This window comes from Betaproteobacteria bacterium, assembly GCA_016791345.1.
Lineage (GTDB): Bacteria > Pseudomonadota > Gammaproteobacteria > Burkholderiales > JAEUMW01 > JAEUMW01.
Genome location: JAEUMW010000425.1, coordinates 1 through 3038, shown reverse-complemented (window position 1 = coordinate 3038; position 3038 = coordinate 1). Strand labels below are relative to the sequence as shown.

At 65.8% G+C, this 3038-nt stretch carries 3 protein-coding genes; all 3 read right to left on the bottom strand.

Features of this window, described 5'->3' with window-relative positions; genetic code table 11:
- Positions 1-66 precede the first annotated feature (66 nt).
- The 3 genes from JNK68_16065 to cysK all read right to left on the bottom strand — a co-directional run bounded on the left by JNK68_16065 (position 67) and on the right by cysK (position 3011).
- Complete coding sequence (locus JNK68_16065) at positions 67-996, bottom strand: hypothetical protein (protein ID MBL8541859.1); 930 nt, start codon at positions 994-996, stop codon at positions 67-69.
- A gap of 79 nt (positions 997-1075) precedes the next feature.
- Positions 1076-2002 (bottom strand): serine acetyltransferase, encoded by a 927-nt coding sequence (locus JNK68_16060; protein ID MBL8541858.1) that lies wholly within the window; start codon positions 2000-2002, stop codon positions 1076-1078.
- Positions 2003-2027: 25 nt separating this feature from the next.
- Positions 2028-3011, bottom strand: a complete 984-nt coding sequence (cysK, locus tag JNK68_16055) for a cysteine synthase A (protein ID MBL8541857.1) — start codon at positions 3009-3011, stop codon at positions 2028-2030.
- Positions 3012-3038 lie beyond the last annotated feature (27 nt).

Below are 3038 nucleotides of genomic sequence, written 5' to 3'. Positions count from 1 at the left end.
ACGCCGGCAGGCACGCCATCGAGTCCCGGCGCCAGGGTGATGCCGGTCACGCCCGGCGCGTCTGGCTTACTTCCGGTAGTCATGCTTGTAATCGTGATACTTGCCGACTTCGACACCCTCGAGCACCGCGATCGCGTCTTCCGTGAGCACGGCGAGCGAGCAGTAGAGCGAGATGAGATACGAGGCGATCGCCTTGCGGCTGATGCCCATGAACTTGACCGACAGTCCCAGGCCCTGCTCCCCTGGCAGTCCGGGTTGATAAAGCCCGACCACACCCTGGCGCTGCTCGCCGGTGCGCAGCAGCAGGATGCTGGACTTGCCGCGCTCGATCGCTAGTTTGTTGGTCGGCACCAGCGGCACGCCGCGCCACGTGAGGAACGGAGAGCCGAACAGGGTGGCGGTGGGAGGCGGCACGCCGCGGCGCGTACACTCGCGGCCGAAAGCGGCAATGGCAGCTGGATGCGCGAGGAAGAACGCGGGCTCCTTCCACACGCGGGTCAGCAACTCGTCGAGATCATCCGGCGTCGGCGCGCCGGTCAGCGGTTTCACGCGCTGCTCCGGAACGACGTTGTTCAGCAGGCCGTATTCCTTGTTGTTGATGAGCTCGTCTTCCTGCCGCTCCTTGATGGTCTCGATGGCGAGCCGCAACTGCTGCTGAATCTGGTCGTGCGGGCTGCTGTAGAGATCGGACACACGCGTGTGCACGTCCACCACCGTCGTCACCGCGCTCAGGAAATACTCGCGCGGATTCTCTTCGTAGTCGACGAAGGTCTCCGGCAGGTCCCGTTCGTCGCGCTGCGAGCAGGCGGTGAGCACGCGCGAGGCGTCCTTCACCTTGTTGAGCCGATAGATGCCGGCCTCGACACCGATCCACGGCAGCAGGTGAACCAGCCAGCGCGGCGAAATGGTGACGAGCTGCGGAACAGTCTTGGTGGCATTGGCGAGCTGTCGTGCTGCCGCATCGCCGAGCGCGAGTTGAACCTGTCCTTCTGCCATGAGTTACTCCCGAAAAAGGTGGTTGGTGTATGGGAATGTGAGGCTGCCGGATCGGCAGCGGTCGGCGCACCGGGCTGCGTCAGATGCCGGCGCCGCCGTCGAACAATTCGTTGCGTACCTGTGCCTGCGTGATGTTGCTGTTGGGCGGAACGCTGCGGGTGAGCCAGACGTTGCCGCCGATGGTCGATCCGCGGCCGATGGTGACGCGGCCGAGAATGGTGGCGCCGGCGTAGATGACGACGTCGTCCTCGACGATCGGATGCCGCGCCGCGCCCTTGACCAGCGTGCCATCCTCGCCGACTGCGAAGCGCTTCGCACCCAGCGTCACCGCCTGATACAGGCGCACATGCCGCCCGATCACCGTGGTCTCGCCGATCACCACGCCGGTGCCGTGGTCGATGAAGAAGCTGTCTTCGATCGTGGCGCCCGGGTGGATGTCGATGCCGGTGGCGGAATGCGCGATCTCCGAGATCATGCGCGCCACCAGCGGCACGCCGAGACGGCTCAACTCGTGGGCCAGGCGATGGTGCGTGATGGCCGTGATGCCGGGATAACAGACCAGGACTTCGTCGACACTGCGCGCCGCCGGGTCCCCCTCGTACGCGGCGATGACGTCGGTGTCGAGCAGCGCACGGATGCGGGGCAGCGCGGACGCGAACTCGCGCGTGATCTCCACCGCCCGCTCGCGGTCGGCGCTACCGATGAACTCTTCGCCTGACGCGAACTGCAGCTCGCGGCTCACCTGGTCGTGCAGTCCGCGCAGCGCCGCATCGAGCGTGTGACCGACGTAGTAGTCGATGCCCTCGAAGCCGATCCCGGGCAGTCCCAGGCGATGCGGGAACATGGCCGCGGCAAATCCGTCGACGATGCCGGTCAACACCTTGCGGGACGGCAGCCTTGGTGGACGGTCCCGTCGCTGTCGGCTCTCCAGCGATCGCACGCGGAGATCGCGCAGATCGGAGACGATCCCGTCGATGTTCCAGCGACCGCTTTGCAGTTCACTCATGCCTGCTTTCTCCGCCCGTGCGCGGTCACGAGATGACTTCGAGGCCGGTGGCGTCGAACACGCCATCGAAGAGCACCGTGCTCAGGTAACGCTCGCCCGAGTCCGGCAGAATGACGACAATGGTCTTTCCGGCGTTCTCGGGACGCTGCGCCACGCGCACCGCCGCCGCCACCGCGGCGCCGCAGGAAATGCCGGATAGGATCCCTTCCTCGCGCGCGAGACGTCGCGCGTAGTGAACTGCCTCCTCGTTGGTGACCTGTTGCACGTCATCGACCAGCGACAGATCCAGCACGTCAGGCACGAAGCCCGCCCCTATGCCCTGAATCTTGTGCGGAGCAGGTTTGAGCGGCTCGCCCGCGCGACGCTGGGTGAGCACCGGACTCGCCGCCGGCTCGACCGCCACGGAGCGGATGGGCTTGCCGCGGGTCTGCTTGATGTAGCGCGACACACCGGTGATGGTGCCGCCCGTGCCTACGCCCGACACGAAGATGTCGATCGCACCGTCGGTGTCTTCCCAGATTTCCGGACCCGTCGTCTGCTCGTGGATGGCCGCATTGGCGGGGTTCTTGAACTGCTGCAGGAGCACGTAACGATCGGGATCCGAAGCGGCAATCTCCTCCGCACGTGCAACCGCGCCGCTCATGCCGCGCGAACCCTCCGTCAGCACCAGCTTCGCACCGTATGCAACGAGCAACTTGCGCCGCTCGATGCTCATGGTCTCGGGCATCGTCAGCGTGAGCGGGGTGCCACGCGCTGCCGCCACGAAGGCGAGCGCGATGCCGGTATTGCCGCTGGTGGGCTCCACGATCTCCTTGCCCGGTCCGAGCAGACCGCGCTGCTCTGCATCCCAGATCATCGCCGCACCGATGCGGCACTTTACCGAATACGCGGGGTTGCGTCCCTCGATCTTGGCGAGCACCGTCGCAGGCGCACCGTCGGTGACCCGGTTGAGTCGGACCAGCGGCGTATGCCCGATGGAGTGTGAATTGTCTTCGTACCAGCTTGGCATGATGTTCTCCCGTGAAAGAAGCGAAGA